This is a genomic window from Azospirillum picis (assembly GCF_017876115.1).
Lineage (GTDB): Bacteria > Pseudomonadota > Alphaproteobacteria > Azospirillales > Azospirillaceae > Azospirillum > Azospirillum picis.
Genome location: NZ_JAGINO010000007.1, coordinates 112830 through 138278 on the forward strand (window position 1 = coordinate 112830; position 25449 = coordinate 138278).

Annotated in this window: 21 protein-coding genes; 9 read left to right on the top strand and 12 right to left on the bottom strand. The window is 69.3% G+C overall.

Annotated features, from left to right (window positions below):
- Positions 1 to 30 precede the first annotated feature (30 nt).
- The 3 genes from J2850_RS12240 to J2850_RS12250 are packed head-to-tail and all read right to left on the bottom strand — an operon-like array spanning position 31 to position 2434.
- Positions 31 to 795: a TIGR04290 family methyltransferase gene (locus J2850_RS12240; RefSeq protein WP_209981968.1), complete on the bottom strand. Its 765-nt coding sequence runs from the start codon at positions 793 to 795 to the stop codon at positions 31 to 33.
- Entirely contained in the window at positions 792 to 1430 is a 639-nt protein-coding gene (locus J2850_RS12245; RefSeq protein ID WP_209981970.1) for a histidine phosphatase family protein, read from the bottom strand. Before J2850_RS12245 ends, J2850_RS12240 begins: the two co-directional genes overlap by 4 nt.
- A gap of 23 nt (positions 1431 to 1453) precedes the next feature.
- Entirely contained in the window at positions 1454 to 2434 is a 981-nt protein-coding gene (locus tag J2850_RS12250) for an inositol-3-phosphate synthase (protein WP_211113881.1), read from the bottom strand.
- 438 nt (positions 2435 to 2872) lie between these two features.
- On the opposite strand from J2850_RS12250, the gene J2850_RS12255 reads away from it, so the two are divergent.
- From J2850_RS12255 to J2850_RS12285, 7 genes are all read left to right on the top strand, one after another.
- Complete coding sequence (locus J2850_RS12255) at positions 2873 to 3985, top strand: NAD-dependent epimerase/dehydratase family protein (protein ID WP_209981976.1); 1113 nt, start codon at positions 2873 to 2875, stop codon at positions 3983 to 3985.
- Positions 3982 to 5085: an SDR family NAD(P)-dependent oxidoreductase gene (locus tag J2850_RS12260; protein ID WP_209981978.1), complete on the top strand. Its 1104-nt coding sequence runs from the start codon at positions 3982 to 3984 to the stop codon at positions 5083 to 5085. Before J2850_RS12255 ends, J2850_RS12260 begins: the two co-directional genes overlap by 4 nt.
- Positions 5085 to 6389 carry a TIGR04295 family B12-binding domain-containing radical SAM protein gene (locus J2850_RS12265; RefSeq protein WP_209981979.1) on the top strand — a complete coding sequence of 435 codons (1305 nt, stop codon included), beginning with the start codon at positions 5085 to 5087 and terminating at the stop codon, positions 6387 to 6389. The genes J2850_RS12260 and J2850_RS12265 overlap by 1 nt, the downstream gene beginning before the upstream one ends.
- Positions 6390 to 6511: 122 nt before the next feature.
- Positions 6512 to 7615, top strand: a complete 1104-nt coding sequence (locus J2850_RS12270; protein WP_246513031.1) for a glycosyltransferase family 4 protein — start codon at positions 6512 to 6514, stop codon at positions 7613 to 7615.
- Entirely contained in the window at positions 7612 to 8760 is a 1149-nt protein-coding gene (locus J2850_RS12275; protein ID WP_209981983.1) for a CgeB family protein, read from the top strand. Before J2850_RS12270 ends, J2850_RS12275 begins: the two co-directional genes overlap by 4 nt.
- Positions 8757 to 9851 (top strand): CgeB family protein, encoded by a 1095-nt coding sequence (locus tag J2850_RS12280; protein ID WP_209981985.1) that lies wholly within the window; start codon positions 8757 to 8759, stop codon positions 9849 to 9851. Before J2850_RS12275 ends, J2850_RS12280 begins: the two co-directional genes overlap by 4 nt.
- The gene (locus tag J2850_RS12285) at positions 9848 to 10930 is read left to right on the top strand and encodes a CgeB family protein (RefSeq protein ID WP_209981987.1); all 1083 of its coding nucleotides are present in this window, start codon (positions 9848 to 9850) and stop codon (positions 10928 to 10930) included. Before J2850_RS12280 ends, J2850_RS12285 begins: the two co-directional genes overlap by 4 nt.
- Positions 10931 to 11054: 124 nt before the next feature.
- Here J2850_RS12285 and J2850_RS12290 read toward each other — a convergent pair whose 3' ends face one another.
- Positions 11055 to 11588, bottom strand: coding sequence for a response regulator transcription factor (locus J2850_RS12290; RefSeq protein ID WP_209981989.1), 534 nt, complete (start codon positions 11586 to 11588; stop codon positions 11055 to 11057).
- The gene (locus tag J2850_RS12295) at positions 11578 to 12852 is read right to left on the bottom strand and encodes an ATP-binding protein (RefSeq protein ID WP_209981991.1); all 1275 of its coding nucleotides are present in this window, start codon (positions 12850 to 12852) and stop codon (positions 11578 to 11580) included. The genes J2850_RS12290 and J2850_RS12295 overlap by 11 nt, the downstream gene beginning before the upstream one ends.
- Before the next feature lie 409 nt (positions 12853 to 13261).
- On the opposite strand from J2850_RS12295, the gene J2850_RS12300 reads away from it, so the two are divergent.
- A complete protein-coding gene (locus J2850_RS12300; RefSeq protein ID WP_209981992.1) occupies positions 13262 to 15235 on the top strand; it encodes a mechanosensitive ion channel family protein in 1974 nt (657 codons plus the stop codon).
- A gap of 13 nt (positions 15236 to 15248) precedes the next feature.
- Here J2850_RS12300 and J2850_RS12305 read toward each other — a convergent pair whose 3' ends face one another.
- The 5 genes from J2850_RS12305 to cyoA are packed head-to-tail and all read right to left on the bottom strand — an operon-like array spanning position 15249 to position 20247.
- Positions 15249 to 16028, bottom strand: coding sequence for an SURF1 family protein (locus J2850_RS12305; protein ID WP_209981994.1), 780 nt, complete (start codon positions 16026 to 16028; stop codon positions 15249 to 15251).
- Between the two features lie 13 nt (positions 16029 to 16041).
- A complete protein-coding gene (cyoD, locus tag J2850_RS12310; RefSeq protein ID WP_209981996.1) occupies positions 16042 to 16482 on the bottom strand; it encodes a cytochrome o ubiquinol oxidase subunit IV in 441 nt (146 codons plus the stop codon).
- Positions 16479 to 17123, bottom strand: a complete 645-nt coding sequence (cyoC, locus tag J2850_RS12315; RefSeq protein WP_209981998.1) for a cytochrome o ubiquinol oxidase subunit III — start codon at positions 17121 to 17123, stop codon at positions 16479 to 16481. Before cyoC ends, cyoD begins: the two co-directional genes overlap by 4 nt.
- Positions 17120 to 19123, bottom strand: a complete 2004-nt coding sequence (gene cyoB, locus J2850_RS12320) for a cytochrome o ubiquinol oxidase subunit I (RefSeq protein WP_209982000.1) — start codon at positions 19121 to 19123, stop codon at positions 17120 to 17122. The genes cyoC and cyoB overlap by 4 nt, the downstream gene beginning before the upstream one ends.
- A gap of 14 nt (positions 19124 to 19137) precedes the next feature.
- A complete protein-coding gene (cyoA, locus tag J2850_RS12325; protein ID WP_246513013.1) occupies positions 19138 to 20247 on the bottom strand; it encodes a ubiquinol oxidase subunit II in 1110 nt (369 codons plus the stop codon).
- Positions 20248 to 20428: 181 nt separating this feature from the next.
- On the opposite strand from cyoA, the gene J2850_RS12330 reads away from it, so the two are divergent.
- On the top strand, positions 20429 to 21739 hold the full coding sequence (locus J2850_RS12330) for an MFS transporter (RefSeq protein WP_209982001.1): 1311 nt from the start codon (positions 20429 to 20431) through the stop codon (positions 21737 to 21739).
- Between the two features lie 155 nt (positions 21740 to 21894).
- On the opposite strand, the gene J2850_RS12335 is transcribed toward J2850_RS12330, so the two are convergent.
- Together J2850_RS12335 and J2850_RS12340 are read right to left on the bottom strand one after the other, a co-directional pair.
- A complete protein-coding gene (locus J2850_RS12335) occupies positions 21895 to 24150 on the bottom strand; it encodes a cation:proton antiporter domain-containing protein (protein WP_209982003.1) in 2256 nt (751 codons plus the stop codon).
- A gap of 52 nt (positions 24151 to 24202) precedes the next feature.
- A complete protein-coding gene (locus tag J2850_RS12340) occupies positions 24203 to 25345 on the bottom strand; it encodes a mechanosensitive ion channel family protein (RefSeq protein WP_209982004.1) in 1143 nt (380 codons plus the stop codon).
- Positions 25346 to 25449 lie beyond the last annotated feature (104 nt).

Below are 25449 nucleotides of genomic sequence, written 5' to 3' on the forward strand. Positions count from 1 at the left end.
GGGTCCCTCTCGTCACGGCGTTCTTCTTCATCAGCGGGGGCGGTTCGGCAGGGCAGGGTAGACCGCTCCCGCCTCGGTCGGCCGGTCGGTGCGCCGGCAGACATAGACTTCCCGTTCGGGATGCTCTGCGATCCGGAAGCCGGCGCTGCGCAGCATCGCCTCGACGCAGGCGGTGTTCGGCGCCCACCAGTTGGTCCAGTCGCGGGCGTACTGGTGTTCGATGAAATGCATCTTCGGGTAGCCGGGATCGTCGAAATGATCCTGCTCGAAGAAGTCGTAGTCGGCGCGCACCGGCGCCACCTCGGCGGAACCGCGCTGCATCGACTGGAAGATCATCAGGTCCTTGGCGACATGGTCGTGGATCAGGTCCAGCGCCAGCAGCGGGTGGCGCAGGTGGTAGAGCACGCCCATGAACAGCACGACGTCGAAGCTCTCGCCCAGCGAGGCCACGTCGTAGACCGACATCTTGTGGAACTCGATGTCCTGGCCGGTCACTTCCGCGGCGAAGCGAGCCTGGGCCAGGTAACGGTCGTCGAAATCGATCGCCACCACCCGGTCGGCACCGCGCCGCTTCATCTCGATCGAGTAGAAGCCGCCGTTGCAGCCGATGTCGAGCACGGTGCGGCCGGCTAGGTCCTTCGGTACCGCATGGGCGAAGCGCTGCCACTTGACGTTCGGGTAATCGTGCAGGAAATGGTTCGGCGCCGTCGGCACGCCGTTGAGGTCGATGTTGTGGAACCAGTCGCCCAGCGCGGCGACGCGCTCGCGGATCTGGTCGGCCGTCAGGCTCGTCATGCCGCACCCTCGTTGATGCTGTGGACCTTCAGCCCCCAGTCGCCGGCGACGACGACGCTGACGGAGGCCGGGCTGATCTCGAAACGGGAATGGAAGTCGAGCGGCAGGCCGAGTGCATGGGCCAGGGCCGCCTTGATGAGGTCGGCGTGGCTGACCAGCGCCAGCCGTCCGCCGGGGTTGGCGCGCCGCAGCCGGTCGAGCGCCGCAGCGATCCGCGTCTGGGCCTCCGCCATCGATTCCCCGCCGGAGCCGGCAGTGGGCGAGCCGGCAGGGGGGGGGAGGGCAGCGGGCGGCCGGGCGTGGGTGCGCGCGCGGTTCCACAGCTCCCAGGCGGGGTCGCCGTGCAGCTCCTCGAAGCGCTTGCCGCTCCAGGCGCCGAGGTCGATCTCGTTCAGCGCCGGATCGACCGTCACCGCCAGTCCTTGGCGGGCGGCGATCGGGGCGGCGGTCTCCTGCGCACGCTCCAACGGGCTGGACAGGACGGCGCTCAAGCGTTGCGCCGACAGGCGCTGCGCCAGGGCGTCCGCCTCCGCCCGGCCGCGGTCGCCCAGCGTGACCCCTGCCATGCGTCCGCACAGCACCGAGCCCAGCCGGTCGTGCGAGGCATGGCGGATCAGGAAGAAGACGGTTTCCACCGTGTCGTTCCTTCCCGGCCGCGTCACATCAGGCGCGACGGCAGCGGCTCGCCGGCGATGAAGCGCAGGGTGCGCTCGCGCGCCTCGTGGTCGGTGAACTGTTCGGGCGGCGATTTCATGAAGTAGCTCGACGGACCGACCAGCGGTCCGGATATGCCGCGGTCGAGCGCCAGCTTGGCGCAACGGACGGCGTCGATGACGATCCCGGCCGAATTCGGGCTGTCCCACACCTCCAGCTTCAATTCCACGTTCAGCGGCACGCCGCCGAAGGTCGTGCCTTCCAGCCGGATGTGCGCCCATTTGCGGTCGGTCAGCCAAGGGACATGGTCACTGGGACCGACATGGACGTCGTCGGGATCGAGCGGCACGTCGAGCTGGCTGGTCACGGCGCGGGTCTTGGAGATCTTCTTCGATTCCAGCCGCTCCCGCTCCAGCATGTTCTTGAAATCGGTGTTGCCGCCGAAATTGAGCTGATAGGTGCGGTCGAGCCGCACGCCGCGTTCGCGGAACAGGTTGGCCAGCATGCGGTGGACGATGGTGGCGCCGACCTGGCTCTTGATATCGTCGCCGATGATCGGCAGGCCGCGCTGGCTGAAGCGCTTCGCCCAGTCGGGATTGGAGGCGATGAAGACGGGAATGCAGTTGACGAAGGCGCAGCCGGCCTCCAGCGCCTGTTCGGCGTAGAACTCCGTGGCCCGCTGCGATCCGACCGGAAGATAGGAGACCAGGATGTCGGTGCCGGTGCGGCGCAGGGTTTCCGCGACATTCACCGGCTCGGCCGTCGACTCCTCGATGTCTCCCGCCAGATAGCGGCCGATGCCGTCCAGCGTCGGACCACGAGCCACCATCACGCCGGATGCCTTGGGACGGGCGAACTGGATCGTGTTGTTGGGGCTGGCAAAGATCGCATCGTTGACGTCGCGGCCGACCTTCGAAACCCCGACATCGAATGCCGTGGAAATTTCGATGTCACCGACTTGGTATCCGCCGAGATCAACCGTCATAAGCCCCGGGGGCGGCTCATTGGCCTTGGCATCGGCATAATAGCATATACCCTGCACAAAAGATGATGCGCAATTGCCGACGCCTGCGATTGCTACCCGGAGCTTCTTCCCAGTCACGGAACTCTCCCACCCTTAAATGCACGTCGAGCTACAAAGCTGGATATTTGTAGCGACGAACAGGAAACATCGGAAGATTGATCGTAAGGTGCATTACTTTTGGACATGATGTGAAAATTTTAAAGGTGGTGTTAACGTCGACAATATGGCTGCCAAGACTCCGCCAAAGAGTTGTGGTTGCTCGCCTTTGCAAAACCTCAAGGGGTGCCCTGGGCAGCGTGTGGGGATGGATCGGACGGCTGGCGTCCTTGCGACCGGCCCGCTCCGCACCGATCCCCATGCGCCAACGTCAATAATCTTTCAAATTCCTCGGAGGGACTTGTGGGAGAGACCGTTCTCGTCACCGGTGGGGCCGGCTTCATCGGCCGTCATGTCGCCCGCGCGCTCCTTGCCCGCGGCGATCGGGTCCGGGTTCTCGACAGCCTGATCGAACAGGTGCATCCGAACCGCCAGCGCCCCGACGAACTGGATCCGGAGGTCGACCTGCTGGTCGGCGACGTGCGCGACGACGAGACGGTCGCCCTGGCCCTGGAGGGGGTGGACTCGGTGATCCACCTCGCCGCGGAGGTCGGCGTCGGCCAGAGCATGTATGCGGTGGACCGCTACACCTCGGTCAACGATTACGGCACCGCCGTGCTGTTCCAGCGCCTGATCAACAAGCCGGTCCGGCGGGTCGTCGTCGCCTCGTCGATGAGCATCTACGGCGAGGGACTCTACCGCACCGCCGACGGCACGCTGATGGAGGACGTCGTGCGCGGCGCCCGCAATCCCGACGGCTCCTGGGATCCGCTCGACCAGCAGGGCCGGCCGCTGATCCCGGTGCGCACGCCGGAGAGCAAGCGCCCGGCGCTGAAGTCGGTCTATGCGATCGGCAAGTACGTGCAGGAGCGGCTGACCCTGACGCTGACCGCCCAATACGGCATGGAGGGGTCGGCGCTGCGGCTGTGGAACGCCTACGGGCCGGGCCAGGCGCTGTCGAACCCCTACACCGGCGTGCTGGCGATCTTCGCCTCGCGCATCGCCAACGGCCAGAAGCCGATGATCTTCGAGGACGGCCAGCAGCGCCGCGACTTCGTGCATGTCCGCGACGTCGCCCGCGCCTTCCTGCTGGCGCTCGACAACCCGGCGGCCAACGGCGAGGTGTTCAACATCGGCTCCGGCGAGGAGCGCACGGTGGAAGAGGTGGCGCTGCTGCAGGCTGCCTCGATGGGCCGCGCCGACCTCACGCCGGAGATCACCGGCAAGGCGCGCGCCGGCGACATCCGCCACAACATCCCCGACCTGACCAAGGCCCGCACCGTGCTCGGCTACGACCGGCAGGAGGATTTCGCGGAAGGGCTGGCCGAACTGGCCGAATGGGTCGCCCGGCAGGAGGCGCACGACCGCGTCGCCGACGCCCGCCGCGAACTCGAGGCACGGGGTCTGGTGGCATGAGCGGGAGCACGACCCCGGTCCTGATCACCGGCGGCGCCGGTTTCATCGGGTCCAACCTCGCCGACCGGCTGGCTGCCGAGGGACATGACGTGCTGGTCTACGACGCGCTGCGCCGCCCGGGCGTGGAGCGGAACCTCGACTGGCTGAAGTCGCGCCATCCCTCCCGCATCAGCGCCGTGGTCGCCGACCTGCGCGACGAGCAGGCCCTGGCCGACGCGGCGAAGGATGCCAAGGCGGTCTTCCATCTGGCCGCCCAGGTCGCGGTGACCACCAGCATGGTCGATCCGGTCGACGACTTCGAGGTCAACATCCGCGGCACGCTGAGCCTGCTGGAGGCGCTGCGCCGCCAGGGCCGGCGCACGCCGCTGGTGTTCGCCAGCACCAACAAGGTCTATGGCGACCTCGCCGACGTCCCGCTGGAACTGGCGGACGGCGCCTATGCGCCGGCCGACGCCGGCCTGCGCGCCCGCGGGGTGGGCGAGGGGCGTCCGCTCGACTTCCACACCCCCTACGGCTGCTCCAAGGGCGCGGCCGACCAGTATGTGCTGGACTATGCCCGCAGCTTCGGCCTGCCGACGGCGGTGCTGCGGATGAGCTGCATCTACGGGCCGCGCCAGATGGGCACGGAGGACCAGGGCTGGGTCGCCCATTTCCTGATCCGCGCGCTCAACGGCGAACCGATCACCATCTACGGCGACGGCCGCCAGGTGCGCGACGTGCTGTTCGTCGCCGACGCGGTGCAGGCCTATGTCTCGGCCTGGGAACGGATCGAGCAGGTGAAGGGCCGCGCCTTCAACCTGGGAGGCGGCCCGGCCAACGCCATCAGCCTGCGCCAGCTCATCGACCACATCGAGTACCTGATGGGCCGCAAGGTCGAGGTCAGCTACGGCGACTGGCGCGCCGGCGACCAGCGCTACTACGTGTCCGACAACCGTGCGGTGCGCCGGGCGCTTGACCTGGGCGAGCCGACCGGCTGGAAGCGCGGCGTGGCGCTGCTGGCGGACTGGCTGCGGTCGGAAGCCGGGGGCGTGCCGTCCTCCGCCGACGCATTGCCGGCCGTGCCATCGGCAGCCGTGCCGCCGACGGTGGAGGCGGCCTGATGCGGGTTGCGCTGGTCAACCCCGCCTGGAGCTTCGGGCACAGCATCTATTTCGGGTGCCGCGAAGCCCACCTGCCGCTGGAGCTCGGCTACAGCAAGGCGTTGCTGGAGCAGGCCGGGCACGAGGTGCTGCTGCTCGACGGCGCGCTGACGGGACTGTCGAACGCCGAGATCGCCGAGCGGGTCGCCGCCTTCGCGCCGGCGATGACCGTGCTGACCACTGCGCCGACCTACCTGTTCTGGCGCTGCGCCCAGCCGGAGCTGCGGGTGCCGCGGGAGTTCCTGCTGGCGCTGGACGGCCGCGGCGGGCGCACGGTCGCCGTCGGGCCGCACGGCTCCACCACGCCCCGCCCGACGCTGGACAAGCTCGGTGTCGACGTGGTCGTGCGTGGCGAGTGCGAGGAGATCGTCGCCCGCCTCGCCGGGGATCCGGCGCTGGACGAGGTGCCGGCCCTGGCCTTCCGGCGGCCGAGCATGGCCGGCGGCGAACTGGTGGTCACCGGTCCGCCGCATGCCGGGCGCTTCACCGACCTGCCGGCGCTGTCCTGGCCGGCGGAGTGGCTGCAGCGCCATCCGCACCATCACCACCGCTACGGCACCGATACGGTCGGGCCGGGGGCGGAGGTGGAGGCGTCGCGCGGCTGTCCCTACACCTGCAGCTTCTGCGCCAAGATCGATTTCCGCGACCAGTACCGGCGGCGCGACACCGCCCTGATCCTGGCGGAGATCGACGGGCTGGTCGCCGCCGGCGCGCGCTACGTCTATTTCGTCGACGAGATCTTCCTGCCGCGGCGCGACCTGCTGGAGGCGCTGGTCGAGCGCCCGGTCGAGTTCGGCGTGCAGACGCGGATCGACCTGTGGAAGCCGGACATGCTCGACCTGCTGGGGGCGGCCGGCTGCGTGTCGATCGAGGCGGGGGTGGAAAGCCTGACGGTCGAGGGGCGAGCCGCCCTCGACAAGAAGTGCCGCATGACCACCGACGAGCTGGCCGACCGGCTGATCCATGCCCGCCGCAGCGTGCCCTTCGTCCAGGCCAACCTGATCGCCATGGCCGGCGACGACGCCGGTCTGGTGAAGGCCTGGCGCGAGAAGCTGCTGGCGGCCGGCGTGTGGGCCAACGACCCGGTCCCGCTCTATCCCTATCCCGCCTCGCCCGACTACCGCCGCCTGTGGGGCGAGCCGGACGACCGCGCCTGGGAGCGGGCGCACGAGCATTATCTCGGCCTGTTCGATCGTCTGAGCGATATCCAGGAGGGCGACCCGTTGCCGCTGACGGAGCTGGAGGCGGCATGCTCGTGCCGTTGAGGATCGTGTCCAAGGGGCCGGCGCCCGAACTGCCGCCGTCCAGACCAGCAGCACCGGGGCAGGCATCACCCAGACCAGCAGCGGCAAGGCCGCCGGCTGCGGGGGAACCGCCGCATGTGCTGATGACGGCGGACAGCGTCGGCGGCGTGTGGACCTATGCGCTGGATCTGGCGCGCGAGCTGGCGGCCCAGGGCACGCGGGTGACGCTGGCCGTCTTCGGCCCCTCGCCGCATCCCGACCAGGCTGCCGCGGCCGCGGCGGTCGGCGGGCTGGAGCTGATCGACACCGGCCTGCCGCTCGACTGGACCGCGGCGGACGAGGCCACCGTCCGCCGCACCGCCGTAGCTTTGGGCGACCTGGCGGCTCGGCTCGGCCCCGATGTCGTCCACCTCAACAGCCCGGCGCTGGCCGCCGACGCCGGGTTCGAGATGCCGGTGGTCGGCGTTTGCCATTCCTGCATGGCGAGCTGGTGGGCTGCGGTGCGCGGCGGCGAGATGCCGGAGGATTTCCGCTGGCGGACCGATCTGCTGCGCCGCGGTTACGAGGCCTGCGACCTGCTCGTCGCCCCCAGCGCCGCCTTTGCCGCGGCAACCGCCGCGATCTACGGCGTGGCGCCGCCGGTGGTGGTGCGCAACGGCCGCTCCATGGGCAGGCCGGCGGTCCGCCGGCCGGCGACCGGACGGGAGCGCTTCGTCTTCACCGCCGGGCGCCTGTGGGACGGCGGCAAGAACGTCGCCCTGCTGGACGAGGCAGCCCTGCTGATCGATGCGCCGGTCTATGCCGCCGGTCCCCTGGAAAGCCCGACCGGCCACCGGGTGGGGCTGCGGCATGCCAAGGCGCTCGGGCGGCTGGACGGCGCCTCGGTCGCCGGCTGGATGCAGCGGGCGCCGGTCTTCGCCTCGCTGCCGCTCTACGAGCCCTTCGGGTTGACCGTGCTTGAGGCGGCGCAGGCCGGCTGCGCCCTGGTGCTGTCGGACATCGCCAGCTTCCGCGAGTTATGGGATGGAGTCGCCGTCTTCGCCGACCCGGCCGATGCCCGGGAATTGGCGGCGGTGCTGCGCCGGCTGCTCGACGACCCCGCCGAGGCGCGGCGGCGTGCCGCCGCCGCCCGGCGGCGTGCCGCCCGCTACGGCATGGACAGGCTGACGGCCGGGATGCTCGACGCCTACCGGTCGGTGACGGCCGACCGCCCCGCCTATCCGGTCCGATCGGAGGTGATCGCGTGAGGATCGTCTACTTCACCCATTCGCTGGCCTCCTGCTGGAACCACGGCAACGCCCATTTCCTGCGCGGCGTCCTGCGCGACCTCGTCGCCCGCGGCCACGACGTCCGGGTCTTCGAGCCCGAGGGCGCCTGGAGCCTGCGGAGTCTGCTGGCCGACCATGGCGAGGCGGGGCTTTCCGCCTACCGCGCCGCCTATCCGGAGCTGTCGTCGCGGACGATGCCGGCCGGCTTCGACATCGAGGCGGCGTGCGACGGCGCCGACCTGGTGATCGTCCACGAGTGGAACGACCCGGCGCTGGTCGCGGCAGCCGGCGCGGCGCGCAAGCGCGGCGGCCGTTTCACGCTGCTGTTCCACGACACCCACCACCGCGCGGTCAGCGACGCGGCGGCGATCAACGCCTTCGACCTGTCGGGCTACGACGGCGTTCTGGCCTTCGGCGAGACGCTGGCCGCGGTCTACCGCCGCTGGGGCTGGGAGGGCCGCGTCTTCGTCTGGCACGAGGCCGCCGACATCCGGCTGTTCCACCCGCCGGTGCAGGAGGGGGCGCCAGAGGGGGCGCAGAAAGGGCTGCGGGCCGGCGCGGTGTGGATCGGAAACTGGGGCGACGGCGAGCGGACCGAGGAGCTGGAGCGCTTCCTGTTCGCGCCGGCCCGCGACGCCGGGTTGCCGCTGGACATCTACGGCGTGCGCTATCCCCGCGAGGCGCTGGCGACGCTGGAGCGCTACGGCATCGCCTACAAGGGCTGGCTGCCGAACGCGCGGGCGCCGGAGATCTTCGCCCGCCACCGCGTGACCGTTCATGTGCCGCGCCGCTTCTACGTCGATACGCTGCCGGGCATCCCGACCATCCGGGTGTTCGAGGCGCTGGCCTGCGGCATCCCCCTGGTCAGCGCGCCGTGGAGCGATGCGGAGGGGCTGTTCCGGCCCGGCCGCGACTTCCTGTTCGCCCGCGACGGCGCCGAGATGGCCCGCCACCTGCGCGCCGTCGACGAGGACACCGGGCTGCGCGCCGAGCTGGTCCGCAACGGGCTGGAGACCATCCGCGCCCGCCACACCTGCGCCCACCGCGTCGACGAGCTGCTGGCGGTCGTCGAGACGCTGCGCGGCGCCAACAAGAAACCGGTCCTCCTGGAGTCCGCCCGATGAAGATGGCCTTCTACGGTTCGAGCCTGCTGTCCTCCTACTGGAACGGAGCAGCCACCTACTACCGCGGCATGCTGAGCGAACTGGCCGGGCACGGCTGGGACATCACCTTCTACGAGCCTGACGCCTTCGACCGCCAGAAGCACCGCGACATCGAGCCGCCGGACTACGCGAAGGTCGTCGTCTACGACGCCACGCCGGAGGCCTGCCGCGCCGTGATCGCCCAGGCGGCCGCCGCCGACGTGGTGGTGAAGGCCAACGGCGTCGGCGTCTTCGACGACGAGCTGCTCGCCGGCGTGATGGACGCGGCCAACCCGCAGGCATTGCGCCTCTACTGGGACGTCGACGCGCCGGCGACGCTGGCGGAACTGCGGCAGACGCCCGACCATGTGCTGCGCCGCCGCTTGCCGGAACTGGATTATGTGCTGACCTACGGCGGCGGCCCGCCAGTGGTCTCGGCCTATGAGGCGATGGGGGCGCCGGTCTGCCGTCCGATCTACAACGCGCTCGACCCGGCGACCCACCATCCGGTGCCGCCGCAGGAGCGCTTCACGGCCGACCTCAACTTCCTCGGCAACCGCCTGCCCGACCGCGAGGCGCGGGTGGAGCGCTTCTTCCTGGAGCCGGCGGCCCGCAACCCGCAGGCGCGCTACATCATCGGCGGCAGCGGCTGGGAGACCAAGGGCCTGCCGGCCAACGTCGCCCACATCGGCCATGTCGGCACCGCCGACCACAACGCCTTCAACACCTCGGCGAAGGCGGTGCTGAACATCGCCCGCGACAGCATGGCGGAGGTCGGCTTCTCGCCCGCCACCCGCGTCTTCGAGGCGGCCGGGGCGGGCGCCTGCCTGATCACCGACGCCTGGGAGGGGGTGGAGCTGTTCCTCGCCCCGGACGAGGAGGTGCTGGTCGCCCGCGACGGCCAGGACGTCACCGAGCACCTGCGCGCCCTGACCCCGGAGCGCGCCCGCGCCATCGGCGAGGCGGCGCGGCGCCGCATCCTCGCCGGCCACACCTACGCCCGCCGGGCGGTCGAGGTGAACGAGCTGCTGCGCGGCGCGCTGGCCGCCCGCCGGGAACGGAGTGCCGCATGAAGCTGGTCGTCCTCGGGCTGAGCCTGTCCTCCTCCTGGGGCAACGGCCACGCCACCACCTTCCGCGCGCTGCTGAAGTCCTTCGCCGCGCGCGGGCACGACGTCCTGTTCCTGGAGCGCGACGTTCCCTGGTACGCCAGCAACCGCGACCTGCCGAACCCGTCCTGGTGCGAGCTGGCCTTCTACACCGATTTGGAGGACCTCAGGCGCTTCACCGCCGCCGTCGCCGGGGCCGATGCGGTGCTGGTCGGCTCCTATGTGCCGGACGGCGTCGCGGTCGGCCGCTGGGCGCAGGAGACGGCGCGCGGCGTGGTGTCCTTCTACGACATCGACACGCCGGTGACGCTGGCCAAGCTGGAGCGCGGCGACTACGAGTACCTGTCGCCCGAGGTGATCCCCGGCTACGACGTGTATTTCTCCTTCACCGGCGGGCCGACGCTCGACCTCCTGATGGAGCGCTACGGCTCGCCGGCCGCCCGTGCGCTCTACTGCTCGGTGGATGCCGAGGCCTATGCGCCGCTGCCGGTGCCCAAGCGCTGGGACCTGAGCTATCTCGGCACCTACAGCCCGGACCGCCAGCCGACCCTCGACCGGCTGCTGCTGGAGCCGGCCCGCCGGGCGCCTGAGCTGCGCTTCGTGGTGGCCGGGCCGCAATATCCCGACGACATCGATTGGCCGGCGAACGTCGAGCGGCTGCACCACGTGCCGCCGGCCGACCATCCCGCCTTCTACGCCGCCAGCCGCTTCACGCTGAACGTGACGCGCGCCGACATGATCCGCGCCGGCTACAGCCCCAGCGTCCGGCTGTTCGAGGCGGCGGCCTGCGCCACCCCGATCATCTCCGATGTGTGGGACGGCATCGATACCCTGCTTGAGCCCGGCCGCGAGATCATCCTGGCCGACGGCGCCCACGACGTGCAGCGCGTCCTGCGCCAGCCGGCGGCCGAGGGCGAGATCGGCGAAGCCGCCCGCCGCCGCATCCTGGCCGCCCACACCGCCGCCCATCGGGCGGAGACGCTGGAGCGGGAGCTGGCGGCGGCGATGGTGCGCAACCGCCGGCTGGTCGAGGAGGCGGAGTAGGGGCGGCGCTCGCCCCCTCCCCAACCCTCCCCCGCTTCGCGGGAGAGGGAGTAAGTCGCAGTGCGGCGGCAGTCCCCTCTCCCGCGGAGCGGGGGAGGGCTAGGGAGGGGGAGATGCTGGCCCGTCAAGGCACGCGCTTCTTCTCCAGCTTGCGGGCGAGCGTGCGGCGGTGCATGCCCAGCCGGCGGGCCGTCTCGGAGATGTTGAAGCCGGTCTCGACCAGCGTCTCGTGGATGCGCTCCCACTCCAGGTTCTTGATCGAGGTGGTGCGCGCCGCCGGCGCGATGGAGGTGTCGCCCTCCGTCCGCTCGAAGGCGGCCTCGATGTCGTCGGTGTTGGACGGCTTGGCCAGATAGTGGCAGGCGCCGAGCTTGATCGCCTCGACCGCGGTGGCGATGCTGGCGAAGCCGGTCAGCACGACGATGCGCATCTCGTCGTCGCTGTCGTGCAACTCCTTGACGCAATCGAGCCCGCTGCCGGTTGCCAGCTTCAGGTCGACGACGGCGTAGCCGGGCTGGACCTCGTCCAGCAGGCCGCGCATCTCCTCCAGCCCGTTGCAGTTGTGGACATCGTAGCCGCGCCGTTCGAACGACCGCCGCAGCGCCCGGGCGAAGGACTCGTCGTCCTCGACGATCAGCAGCGTGCGTTCAGTCTCCATCGGACTCTCCCGGCGACAGGGCGGCGAGCGGCAGGGTCAGGGTGACGGTGGCGCCGCCGGCCGCGCGGTTGCGGGCCGAGACGGTGCCGCCCAGCTTGCGCAGGACATTGACCACCAGGAACAGGCCGAGGCCGCTGCCCGGCCGGTTCTTGGTCGAACGATAGGGCTTGCCCAGCTCCGCCAGGACGGACTCGTCGAAGCCGGGGCCGCTGTCGTTGACCGCCACCACCAGACTGTCGCCCTGGCGCAGCACCGCGATCCCGATCCAGGCTGGAGAGGCTTCCAGCGCGTTGTCGAGAACGTTGAACAGCACCTGCTTCAGCGCGAGGTCGGACACCATCCGCACGTCCGCGTCGATGTTGTTCTGGTAGTCGAACCGCCGCGGGGAGCGGCTGGACAGCCAGTCCTCCACCAGCTCGTCGAGGAAATCCTTGACGGTGGTGCGGACGGTCCCTTCGCCCCGCGCCTCTCCCGAGGACAGCAGGATGCCGGACACGATCGTCTTGCAGCGGTCGATCTGGGACTGCATCTCCGCCAGCTCCTCGGACAGGTCGGGATCGTCCGCCAGCACCGGCATGCGGCGCCAGTCGTTGAGGATGACCGACAGCGTGGCGAGCGGCGTCCCCAGCTCATGCGCGGCGCCGGAGGCGAGCAGGCCCATGCGCACGATGTGCGCCTCCTCCATCGAGCGCTGGCGCAGCTCGGCGAGATAGGCGTCACGGGCGCGCTGGTTGCGGTTGATCTGGGTGAGGAAGGGCACCAGCAGGCTGGCCGCCAGCACGAAGCAGATGAACATCCCCTGGATGTGCAGGCTGAACAGCTCGCCTTCGTGGGCATGGGGCAGGGGGAGCGGGCGGAAGGTGCCGGTCAGGCCGGTGAAGCAGGCGGTCGCCACCAGCACCAGCGCCCAGGCCGACCACGCCTCCAGCAGCACCGCCCCCAGCGCCACCTGCAGCAGGTAAAGCGAGATGAAGGGATTGGAGGCGCCGCCGCTGAGATAGAGCTGCACCGTCAGCGCCCAGACGTCGATCAGCAGTTCCAGGAAAAGCTGGGTGTTCGACACCGAGGCGTTGCGGCGGATGTGGAGCAGGCTGGCGACGTTCAGCGCCACCAGGAACAGCACCACCGCGGTCATCGGCACCAGCGGAAGCCGGATCCCCATCTGAAGATGGACGATCAGGATGGTGACGATCTGTCCGGCGACGGCAAGCCAGCGAAGCTGGACAAGCAGGAACAGGTTCTTGCGGTCGGTGGTGTCGCGCACGAATGACGGTCCCGTTCCTCGTCCAGCTCATCAGCCTGACGACTTATATAGGCATTCCGCCCCAGGATGGCAGCCTGTCATGGACCGAAAGTAGCAGCGTGGCACTGGGGTATCGGGGTGCGCCGGTGCCGGGCGGCCGGGCGGGTAGCTCTCTTGCGGGACCCGACCCGCTGGGCAATCATCGGCGGACCGGCCGCCGGGCGGCGTCCGGGATTTCGTGCCGCCCGGCCGGCCGGATGCCACAGAGGGAGGGTGAGCGGTGTTCGACCCCGACGCCTTGCGACGGTTCCGGTCATGCCTCGGGTCGGCCCTGCTGGCCCTCGCGGTTCTCGGTTGGCCGGGCGCGGCCATGGCCCAATCGCCGTCACCACCTCCGGCGGTTGCCGATCCGATGGCGGGAATGCCCACCATGGAACCGCTATCCCCCCTGGAGATGGGATTGAAGGAGTACGCGCAGCGGCTGGATGCCATCGCGGCGGTGTATCCGCGGCTGCCGGCGATCCTGGCCTACAGCGTCGTCCACCCCAACGGCGTCGAGGCGCCCATGGCGCCGTGGCGGTCGCTTGTCGGGCTGGCGGCGCTCTTCGCCGCCGGGCTGGCGATGGCCGTGAGCGCACGCAGGCTGCTCCGCCTCGGGGCGCTCCGGCTGGGAAGCGCGCCGGCCCCGCTGCTGCGGCTGAGCGCCGACCTGGCCCAGATGGCGGCCTTTGCGCTGGGCGCCTTCCTGGCCTTCGCGATCATGCGGCCTCCCCATCCGGCGGTGCCGGCGCTGCTGCTGGCGACGATGCAGGTCGTGGCGACGCTGCTGCTGACCGACCGCCTCCTCCGCCTGCTGACCGCACCGGCCGACCCGGCGCACCGGCTGCTGCCGCTCGGCGACGCCGCGGCACGGGCGCTCCAGCGCGCGGCGGTGACGGCGGTCGCCCTGGCGGTGGTGCCGCTGGGAGTCCTGGACGTGCTGCGGGCGCTGGGCATCCCCCATCAGGCCGACATCGCGCTCGGCCTGCCGATCACCGCACTGCCCTTCCTCTACCTGCTGTGGCTGGTCTGGTCGGGGCGCAGCGCCGTTGCCCGGACCCTGGCCGAGGGGTTGCGGCTCGATTCGCGCTCGACCGCGATCCTGTCGGCCTGGCCGGCGCTGGGGTCTCTCTATCTGCTGTGGCTGTGGACGATCGTGACCCGCGATGCCGTGCAGATGGTGCCCGGCACCGGGCTGCGCCTGCTGGGGAGCCTGCTGCTGGCGCTCGGCCTGCCGCTGGCGGCCCTGGCGCTGGCCCGGCCGCTCGCGCGGTTCTACCGGACCGACGGCCGGGACGACAGCCCGGACGACAGCCCGGACTTCATGCGGGAGGAGGGCGGGGAGGCCGAGCCGCCGGGGGCCATCGAGCCGCCGCAGGTCGTGCGCCTGACCCGGGCTATCCTGCTGGCGCTGGTCGTGCTGGCCGTCGCAGGCACCGCGGCGATCTGGGAAATCGGCCTCGGCAGCGGGCCGGCTTCGGTGCCGGCGCGGCTGCTGCTCAACCTGTCGGTCGTCCTGCTGCTCGGCTATGTCGCGTGGTCGCTGGTGGTGCGGGGAGTCGACCGGGCGCTCGACGCGTCGCGGCGCACCGGCCCCTCGACCAAGGCGCAGCGGATGGCGACGCTGCTGCCGCTGCTGCGCAAGGCGTTGCAGGTGACGCTGGTCGCGGTGGTGGCGATGGTCGCCCTGTCGTCGATGGGCGTCGAGATCGCGCCGCTGCTGGCCGGGGCCGGGGTGGTGGGCATCGCCGTCGGGCTGGGCGCCCAGTCCATCATCGCCGACATCTTCGCCGGGATCTTCTTCCTGCTGGAGGACGCCTTCCATGTCGGCGATTACGTGGAGATCGGGCAGTTGCGCGGAACGGTCGAGGGGATATCGCTGCGGTCGCTGAAGCTGCGGCATCACCGCGGGGCGGTCCACACCGTGCCGTTCGGCCAGATCAAGGCGCTGACCAACCACAGCCGCGACTGGGTGCTGATGCGGCTGGAGTTCCGTGTGCCGGCCCATACCGACCTCGACCAGGTCAAGGCGCTGGTGAAGCAGGTCGGCAAGCAGCTCGCCGCCGACCCGGAGATTGGGCCGAACATCATCGAGCCGCTGAAGTCGCAGGGCGTGCGGCGGGTGGAGGACGACGCCCTGATCATCGGCGTCAAGTTCACCGCCAAGCCCAACGAGCAGTTCGTCATCCGGCGCGAGGCCTACCAGCGGCTGATCCGTTCCTTCATCGAGAACGGCATCGCGCTGGTCGGCCGCGGGGTGGTGGTGCGGGTGGAGGATCCGCGGGCCGGCGGGACCCAGGCCATCGGGCTCGCCGCGGCGCAGGCGCTCCATCACGCCATCGATACGCCTGCGAACAGCGAATGAGGGACGGCGGCCGTCAGCGGCGGCGGCGCCATTCGGTGCGGACGACGTAGACGATCCAGCCGATCAGCATCAGGTCCAGCGCGAACCAGGTCAGCGCGTAGCTGAGATGGCTGTTGGGGAAGGAGACGACCGTCAGCCCGCCGGCCGGCCAGCCGCCGGGATTGGGCGTCCGGTCGGCGTCGATGAAGTAGGGGGCGGGGCGGTCCAGGCCGCGCGCCGCGGCGATGGCGGCGACGTCGCGGGAATACCAGCGGTCGGCCGCCGGATCGTTGCTGCGCAGGAAGCCGCCCCTGGGCTCGGTCATGCGGAGGAGCCCGGTGACGGTGACCTCGCCCGCCGGCAGGCCGCCGGCCCGGCTGGCGGGATCGCGCCGATCCGGCGGGACGAAACCGCGGTTGACCAGCACGGTGAAACCGCGGTCGGTGACCAGCGGGGTCAGCACCCAGAAGCCGCCGCCGAGGTCGCTGACCGCCTGGACCAGGGTCTCGCGGTCGTTGAGGAAGCGGCCGCTGGCGGTCACCCGCCGGTACTCTTCCCCGGCGGCCGAGATGCCTGGCCAGCCGTCCGGTCCCGGCGCCGGAACCGGGGCGGCGTGGATGCGGGCGTCCACCCGGTCGATCAGGTCGAGCTTCCAGACCCGCCGTTCGAGCTGCCAGACGCCGAGCGTCGTCAGGCCGGCGACGCCGGCCAGCGCCAGAATGGCGAAGAGGGCCAGCGCCCAGGCCGGGCGGGCCCCCTTCGCCCTGCCGCCCGCAGGGATGTCCGCGGGCGGTGTTTCGCGTTGCTGGCTCATCCGCCGGCCGGCCTCACGGCATCTTGCTCATGTCGTGGGTCATGCCCGGCATCATGTTGTAGTTGAGGTGGTACATCACCCACAACGAGCCGGACAGCATGATGAACAGCACGATCACCGTGAAGATCAGCGCCAGCATCGACCAGCCGCCTTCGGTGCGGCCGTTCATGTGCAGGAAGTAGACCATGTGGACGATGATCTGCACCGCGGCGAGGACCAGGATGACGGCCGTGGTGGTCGTGTTGTCGAACTTGCCGGTCATCACCAGCCAGAACGGGATCGCCGTCAGGATCACCGACAGGACGAAGCCGATCATGTAGCTGCCGAAGGTGCCGTGGCCGCCCTCGTGATGGTGGTCGTCGTGCCCGTGGCCATGGCCGTGCCCGTGGGCGTGGCCAGGGGCGTGATGGCCGCCGTGGTGCGCGTGATGATCGCCGTGCGCGTGGGTGCTCATCGCAGCACTCCCATCAGATAGACGTAGGTGAAGACACCGATCCAGATGACGTCCAGGAAGTGCCAGAACATGCTGAGGCACATCAGGCGCCGGCGGTTGGCCGGGATCAGGCCGCGGCGGGCGACCTGGACCATCAGCGTCACCAGCCACACGCTGCCGAAGGTGACGTGCAGGCCGTGGGTGCCGACCAGGGTGAAGAAGGACGACAGGAAGGCGCTGCGCCACGGGCCGGCGCCTTCATGGATCATGTGGGCGAACTCGTACAGCTCGATGCCGAGGAAGCAGAGGCCGAACACCAGGGTGATGGCGAGCCATCCCTGGGTCTGGGCCGTGCGTCCCTTCTCCATCGCCAGCATGGCGAAGCCATAGGTGATGGAGGAGAGCAGCAGCATCGTGGTGTTCAACGCCACCAGCGGCAGGTCGAACAGCTCCTTGGGCGTCGGGCCGGCGGCGTAGCCGGTGCTCAGCACGCCGTAGGTCGCGAACAGGACCGCGAAGATGAGGCAGTCGCTCATCAGGTAGATCCAGAACCCCAGCGCGGTGCTGCCGCCTTCGTGGGCGACCTCGTCCCGCACGTAGAACTCCGGGGTTTCCACAACCGGGTGTTCCCGGTCGTGGATGGTCTCGAACGTCGTCGTCATGCTTGCACCTGCCCGGAGAGCAGCCGGGTCCGCTCAGCCTCGGTCGCGATCACGTCCTCGACCGGGATGTGGAAGTCGCGGTTGTAGTTGAAGGTGTGGCCGATGGCGACCGCCAGCAGGCCGATGAAGCTCAGCGCCGCCAGCCACCAGATGTGCCAGATCATGCCGAAGCCGAGGACGGTGCTGATGCCGGCCAGGATGATGCCGCTGCCGGTGTTGCTCGGCATGTGGATCGGGCGGAAGCCCTCCAGCGGACGCTTGTAGCCGCGCTTCTTCATATCCCACCACGCGTCATTGTAATGGATGACGGGGGTGAAGGCGAAGTTGTAGCCCGGCGGCGGCGAGGAGGTCGCCCATTCCAGCGTGCGGCCGTCCCAGGGGTCGCCGTCGACGTCGACGAGCTGGTTGCGCTTCAGGACGCTGACGGCGATCTGGATCAGGAAGGAACCGATGCCGAGCGCGATCAGGAAGGCGCCGAAGGCGGCGATCAGGAACCAGATCTGCAGCGACGGATCCTCGAACACGCGCAGGCGGCGGGTGACGCCCATCAGGCCCAGCACGTAGAGCGGCATGAAGGCGAAGTAGAAGCCGATCACCCAGAACCAGAACGACATCTTGCCCCAGAACGGGTCCAGGCGGAAGCCGAAGGCCTTGGGCCACCAGTAGTAGATGCCGGCGAACAGGCCGAACAGCACGCCGCCGATGATGACGTTGTGGAAGTGGGCGATCAGGAACAGGCTGTTGTGCAGGACGAAGTCGGCCGGCGGGACCGCCAGCAGCACGCCGGTCATGCCGCCGATCACGAAGGTCAGCATGAAGGCGATCGTCCACATCATCGGCAGTTCGAACCGGATGCGGCCGCGGTACATGGTGAACAGCCAGTTGAAGATCTTCGCACCCGTCGGGATCGAGATGATCATCGTCGTGATGCCGAAGAACGAGTTCACGCTGGCGCCCGAACCCATGGTGAAGAAGTGGTGCAGCCACACCAGGTAGGACAGGATGGTGATGACGACGGTCGCGTAGACCATCGAGGTGTAGCCGAACAGCTTCTTGCCGGTGAAGGTGGAAGTCACCTCCGAGAAGATGCCGAAGCACGGCAGGATCAGGATGTAGACTTCCGGGTGGCCCCAGATCCAGATCAGGTTCACGTACATCATGGGGTTGCCGCCCATGTCGTTCGTGAAGAAGTGCGTGCCGACGTAGCGGTCGAGCGACAGCAGGACCAGCACGGCGGTCAGGATCGGGAAGGAGGCGACGATCAGCACGTTGGTGCAGAGCGAGGTCCAGGTGAAGACCGGCAGCTTCATCATGGTCATGCCGGGGGCGCGCATCTTGATGATCGTGCAGATCAGGTTGATGCCCGACAGCGTCGTTCCGACGCCCGCCACCTGCAGGGCCCAGATGTAGTAGTCGACGCCGACGTCTGGGCTCGCCTCCAGGCCGGACAGCGGCGGGTAGGCCAGCCAGCCGGTGCGGGCGAACTCGCCGAGGAACAGCGAGGCCATGATCAGGACGGCGCCGCCGACGGTCATCCAGAAGCTGAAGTTGTTCAGGAACGGGAAGGACACGTCGCGGGCGCCGATCTGCAGCGGCACGACATAGTTCATCAGCCCCGTCACCAGCGGCATCGCGACGAAGAAGATCATGATCACACCGTGGGCGGTGAAGACCTGATCGAAGTGGTGCGAGTTGAGGTAGCCCTCGCTGCCGTTGAAGGCGATGGCCTGCTGGGCGCGCATCATGATGGCGTCGGCGAAGCCGCGCAGCAGCATGATCAGCCCCAGCACCATGTACATGATGCCGATGCGCTTATGGTCCACGCTGGTGAACCACTCGCGCCACAGGTAGCCCCACAGCTTGAAGTAGGAGAGCGCAGCCACCAGCGCCACGCCGCCGAGCACGACCGCGAAGAAGGTCGCGACGACGATGGGCTCGTGGTAGGGGAAGGACTCCAGGCTGAGGCGCCCGAAGAGGAAGGTCGTCAAGGTCTCTAGCATGCCGGTGTGCCCAATCAGAGATCGGCAGGCCGCAGCGCGCCGGCCGGGGTTCCGGCCTTGCGCACGCTGATCGGCGCGAGGGTGGTGGCGGCGAGCGGGGCCGCGGCGTCGACCGCTTCGGCGACGGTGCACAGGCCGGTGGCGTCGGAGCCGGCCGGACGGTCGGTCAGGGCGCTGGCCCGCAGCAGGGCTTCCGCGGCGGCGAGACCGCCGGCGTTCAGGCCGCCCGCGCGGTCGATGGCGTGCATGTCGCCCATGCACATGCTGCCGGGGGCCACGCAGCGCTCGACAGCCGCCTTGAACAGCTTCGGATCGGTGCTGCCGAAATACTGCACCGGAACGGCCTCGCTGGGCTTCTCCAGCGCCAGGTAGCGGCTGCGGTCCATGGTGTCGGACGCGGCCTTCACCTTGTTGACCCAGGCGCCGAAATCGCCGTCCGACAGGCCGAGGAAGGTGAAGCGCATGTGGGAGAAGCCGGCGCCGCTGTAATTGGCCGAGAAGCCCTTGAAGGAGCCCGGCTCGTTGATGACGGCGTGGAGCTTCGTCTCCATGCCCGGCATGGCGTAGATCTGGCCAGCCAGCGCCGGGACGTAGAAGGAGTTCATCACCGAGGAGGCGGTGATGCTGAAGCGGATCGGCCGGTCCACCGGGGCCGCCATCTCGTTCACGCTGGCGATGCCGTATTCCGGGTAGAGGAACAGCCACTTCCAGTCGAGCGCCACCACCTGCACGTCCAACGGCGCGGCGCCGGCCGGCATCGGCTTGTCGGCGGCGATGCGGTCGAGCGGACGGTAGGGATCGAGCTTGTGGGTGGTCACCCAGGTGATGGCACCGAGGCAGATGATGATGAGCAGCGGGGCTGCCCAGATGACGAGTTCAAGCTGCGTCGAATGGTCCCAGTCCGGCTCGTAACGCGCCGTGTTATTGGACTGGCGATAGCGCCAGGCGAACAGCACGGTAAGCGCCATGACCGGAACGATGATCAGCAGCATCAGCAGGGTGGAGATGACCACGAGGTCTCCCTGCTGGCTCGCCACATCGCCGGACGGGTTCAGCACGACCAGGTTGCAGCCACTCAGCGCCGCCATCACTGGCAGCAGGGCGATTGCGCGATAACGGCTCAAGGCAGGACCTGTATACGTAAGGTTTGCTTTGGGGAGACAGCTAGCGTTCACGCCCCCTCGGCGACATTGGACAATTTGTCCAATGCCTCGCTCCTGCGCGCTTGACAGATCCCTGATTGGTACGATGTCATATTGTATGGTCTACGGATCATGGCAAGTGAAATAACGTATCGGAGCCGACATGACGAGTTCATCGATTGCGGCGCTCGAACGGGATGGCAGGCTGGTGAACGCGCGGCATCACGGGGTGAACCCTGGTGAGATCGCCATCGGTGTGATCATCGGCCGCACTTCCGAATTCTTCGACTTCTTCGTCTTTGCCATCGCTTCGGTGATCGTCTTCCCGAAGCTTGTGTTTCCTTATGTGGATCCGCTGACCGGGACGCTTTGGTCCTTCGCCATCTTCGCGCTCGCCTTTATCGCGCGTCCGATCGGCACCTTCATCTTCATGGCCGTCGACGATGCCTACGGCCGCAGCACCAAGCTGACGATCGCGCTGTTCCTTCTGGGCGGCTCGACGGTGGCGCTGGCCTTCCTGCCCGGCTACGAGGCCATCGGCGCGGCGTCGGCCTGGCTTCTGGCCCTGTCGCGCATCGGGCAGGGCATCGCGCTGGGCGGCAGTTGGGACGGCCTCGCCTCGCTGCTGGCGATGAACGCGCCGGAGAACAAGCGGGGCTGGTATGCGATGATCCCGCAGCTCGGTGCGCCGATCGGCCTGATCGTCGCCAGCGGCCTGTTCGCCTATTTCGTCTCCAGCCTGTCGGCCGAGGATTTCGCGAGCTGGGGCTGGCGCTATCCCTTCTTCGTCGCCTTCGCCATCAACGTGGTGGCGCTGTTCTCGCGGCTGCGGCTGGTGCAGACGCCCGAGTTCGAACGGCTGTTCGACAATCGCGAGCTGCAGCCCGCCCCGGTGGTGGAAACCCTGCAGATGGAAGGCAAGCGGGTGGCGATCGGCGCCTTCGCACCGCTGGCCAGCTTCGCGCTGTTCCACATGGTGACGGTTTTCCCGCTGTCCTGGATCTCCCTGTTCACGCAGGAGGCGACCGCATCCTTCCTGCTGATCGAGGTGATCGCCGCGGTCTTCGGCGTCGCCGCCATCGTCGCCTCCGGCTACATCGCCGACCGGGTGGGGCGGCGGACGCTGCTTGGGAGCTGCGCCGCGGCGATCGCCGTGTTCAGCGGCTTCGCCCCGCTGCTGCTGAACGCCGGCCAGGTGGGTGAGCTGGTCTTCATGGTGCTGGGCTTCGTGATCCTCGGGCTGTCCTTCGGCCAGTCCTCGGGCTCGGTCGCCTCGGGCTTCAGCCAGCAGTACCGCTACACCGGGTCGGCGATGACCTCCGACCTCGCCTGGCTGTTCGGCGCCGGCTTCGCCCCCTTCGTCGCGCTGTACCTGTCGAGCGAGTTCGGCCTGATCGCGTCCGGCCTCTACCTGCTGTCGGGGGCTGTCTGCACGCTGGCGGCCCTGCGCATCAACAAGACGCTGTCGTCCTAGCATCGCCCATGCACCCTTTCCCAAGCCGGGAAAGGGTGCCGCTCCTTTTTCCCGGCAAGCAGTCCCCTCCCTCTCCCGCAACGCGGGAGAGGGAGGGGACTGCTTGCCGAATTCAGCGCCTCCGCGGCTTCGTGAAGGCCATGAGGCCCTTCTGATCAGGTCGCGACGAACAGCAGGGAGCGGTCGGCGGTTTCCAGCAGGGCCGCAGCGACCGCGCCGAAGGACAGGGTTTCCTGACCCTGGCGGCTGACCCCCATCACCACAAGGCTGTGGCCGCCGCGGTCGGCCTGGTCGAGCACCGCGTCCTCGGCGGCCAGATCGGTGCGGGCAATGGCCCGCACGGTGCGGTCATAGCGCTCGGCGATACCGGAGATCTCGTCCAGCGCCGCCTCCGCATCGCGGCGGGCCTGACGGCGGTTGCGGCGCGACGGGCGGACCGCCGTCGACCCGACATAGAGCACCGTCACCGGACAGTCGGCGGCGCGGCCCAGCGCCAGGGCGACTTCGGCGGCGCGGCGGGAGACCTCGGTGCCGCTGACCGCCACCAGGATGTCCAGCGGCGCCTCGACCGGCCGGGCGCGGTGGCTGCCGCGGGCCGAGACGACCGCCAACGGCCCGTCGAACCGGTTGGCCAGCTCCGAGAGGCGGGGCGGCAGGTCGGCAGCCGGCCGGTCCGCCTCCTCCATCCCGACCATCAACAGATCGTAGCCCTTGGCGGCCTCGCTTTCGATCATGTCCTCGACGGGCATCTCGGGAGCGCGGGTCAGCACCTCGACCTCGGGCGGCGGTTCGTCGGGTGTGGCCGTGCGGGCCTGTGTCGCTTCGACGCTGGCCCGCACCACCGTCTCGTGGTCGCCTCCCGCGGCAGGTCCGGGCGCGGCATCGCCGTCGGCCGCGTCGGCTGCGCCATTGCCGTTGCCGACGCTGACGACCGTCACCGGCAGCCCGCGCAAACCCGCCAGCATGCCGGCCAGCCGTGCCGCCAGCCGGCCGGGCGGCGTCTCGTCGACCGCCAGCAGCACCCGCTCCACGTTGGGGACGAAGCCCCGCTCCTCGAACGCCTCGCGCTCCAGCCGTTCGGTTTCCTCACGGCTCATCGGCAGGCGGCGCAGCGCCCAGCGCAGGGTCGGCGGCATCGCCAGGGTGGTCAGGACCGCCATGGTGACGATCATGGTGAAGAGTTCCTGGGTCAGCACCCCCATCGACAGGCCGATGGTGGCGACGATCACCTCGGTGGAACCGCGGGCGTTCATGCCGGTGGCGAGCGCCAGCGCTTCCCGCCGGCCGAGCCCGCCCATCCAGCCGCCGGCAAAGGCGCCGGCGAACTTGCCGAGGCTGGCGATCAGCACCAGCCCGGCGGTGAGCGCCAGCGGCATCGGGTCGGCGAGGATCGTCAGGTCCGCCTTGAGCCCTGCGACGCCGAAGAAGACCGGCATGAACAGCGCGGTGGTGATGCCGCGGAGCTGTTCATCGATCCGCCGGGTGAGGATGGGGGAGGAGCCCACCAGGATGCCGGCGACGAAGGCGCCCAGCACGGTGTGGACGCCGATGGCGTCGGTGGCCAGAGCCATCAGCCCCATCACCACCAGGACCGCCGACAGCACCGGCGCCTCGCTGACCAGGCTGTCGTTGGTCCAGCGGATCAGCCGGGCCATCAGCCGGCGCCCGGCCGTCAGGCTGATGCCGATGAAGCCCAGCGTGCCGAACACGCTCCAGGCCAGCGATCCCCATTCGAAGCTCCCCCGGGCCGCCAGCCCGAAGGTGATGGCGATGATGATCCAGCCGACGGTGTCGTCGATGATGGCGGAGGCGAGGATGACCTGCCCGACGTTGCGGCGGACGAAGTTCATCTCCCGCACCACCATGGCCACGATCTTCACGGAGGAGATCGACAGGGCGGTCCCGAGGAAGAGCGAGGCGATCAGGCGCTGCTCCGGATCCGGCAGCATCGACGCGGGCATGAGCTGGCCCAGCGCGAAGCCGCAGGCGAAGGGCACGAAGATGCCGGTCAGCGACACGGTGAAGGCGGCCCGGCCGACCTTGCGGATCAGCGACAGGTCGGTCTCCATCCCCGCCAGCAGCAGAAGGAGCAGGATCCCGATCTCGGAGACCGCGTTCAGCATGCCGGCCTGTTCGCGCCCGGATGGAAACAGGGCGTGCTGGGCGTCCGGCCACAACGCGCCGAAGAAGGTCGGACCCAGCAGGATGCCGGCGATCAGGGGGCCCATGACGGCGGGCTGGCCGATGCGCTGCATTCCCTCGCCCAACAGGCGGCCGGACAGGATCAGGACGATGATCTGGCCGATCAGCACCGTTTCCGACGGACCGGTGGAGGAGCCGCCCGCGGCGGCCGCGAACGATGCCCCCGGAAACAGGAGGGTCAGGAGGGACAGGAAGGCGGCCAAGGCCACGATGGCGGGCTCCGTGACGGTTGTGGAACAGGCGCCTGTTAACGCCCCATCCCTATCGATTGATCCGCACCGGCTCCGGCATGCCGTCCGGAACGGAGTGCGCGAACTCCCGCCCGGCCATCCGCTCGGTCGCCCGTTCGTTCGCCCTCTCGGTCCCCGGGCGGGCGATGTCGAGCCGGTCGCGCGGCAGGGAGCCCGGATAGTGCTCGGCCAGGAAGCGGATCATTTCCTCGCGCACCAGGCAGCGCAGGTCCCAGGCGGTGCCGGCGTCGGGGGCGCTGACCAGGGCACGCAGCTCCATCGTATGTTCCTTCAGATCGGTGACCTGGAGGTTCCAAACCCGCTTGTCCCACAGGCTCGTTCCCTCCAGGACCTTGTGAAGATGGTCGCGCAGGGCCTGGATCGGCACGGAATAGTCGACGTGCAGCATCACCGAGCCCAGGATGTTCGGTGCGTCGCGGGTCCAGTTCTGAAAGGGCTTCTCCAGGAAATAGCCCAGAGGCACGATGAGGCGGCGGTCGTCCCAGATGCGCACCACCACATAGGTCGAGGTGATCTCGTCGATGTTGCCCCATTCCCCCTCGACCACCACCGAGTCGCCGATGCGGATCGGCTGCGTCAGGGCGATCTGGATGCCGGCGATCAGGTTGGCGATGGTCGGGCGGGCGGCGATGCCGAGGACGATGCCCGCGACGCCGGCCGAGGCGAACAGGCTGATGCCGATGGTGCGCACCAGCGGCACCGTCATCAGCATGAAGCCGACCGTGATCCCCATGACGGCGAGCAGGGCCAGGCGCCGGAACACCGTCAGCTTGGTGCGCCGGCGGCGCCATTCGAAGCCGCGCTCGTTGGGGCCGCTCTGGTCGAGATAGGCGTCGAACACCGCCCCGACCTTGGTGGCGATCGACCAGCCGAGCGCCGCGATGAAGCCCATGCCGACCGCGCGGCCCAGCGGCTCCAGCAGGCTGGCGGGCAGCGGCAATGCCGGCATCGAGGCGAGCATCGCGGCGAAGGCCACGGCGAAACGGGTCGCCGTGATGCCGTTGCGCACCACGCGGCTCAGGACCGCGGCGTTGTGGGGACGGAACAGGCGTTGCAGCACCCGTACGACGGCTTCGTGAATGGCAAGCGCGATGGCCACGGCAACGGCCGGCGCCGCAAGGGCGACGACCGTGGGGGAAATCAGCTCTTCCATCGGTTCCTGCTTGATCGGTGGAAAGGACGCGATGTCCCTTGTGAACATCCTTGCCCGGAATTGGTTCGGGCTGCTGTCCTATCGGAGGATGGCGGGAGCCGGGT